This window comes from Pseudomonas sp. AC083, assembly GCF_979253165.1.
In genome coordinates this window covers 1-264 of record NZ_CEEDDH010000177.1, presented here as the reverse complement: position 1 = coordinate 264, position 264 = coordinate 1, and the positions used below count along the sequence as shown (strand labels likewise).

Genomic DNA, 264 nt, shown 5'->3' with positions numbered 1-264 from the left:
CGTTGGACTCATGCTCCTTCCCATTATTGCACCGCGTAAAAAAGAGCAGCTAAAAGAAGCAGCCATTTCGTTAGGGATCGCTATGCAGCTAACCAACATTCTTCGAGATATCGGCGAAGATCAGGGTGAAAGAGACCGTATTTATTTGCCAAAGCAAGTGATGGATCAATTCGGGTACACAGAGCAAGAATTGAAGGAAGGGATTGTCAATCAAGCTTTTCAGCACGTCTGGGAGTACATTGCTTTTGAGGCAGAGGCATACTA

General features: G+C 45.1%; 1 protein-coding gene. It reads left to right on the top strand.

Annotation, left to right across the window (positions count from 1 at the left end; genetic code table 11):
* The coding region (locus tag AC0IXA_RS27620) for a squalene/phytoene synthase family protein (protein ID WP_471814934.1) at positions 1–264 on the top strand (264 nt) is incomplete at both ends.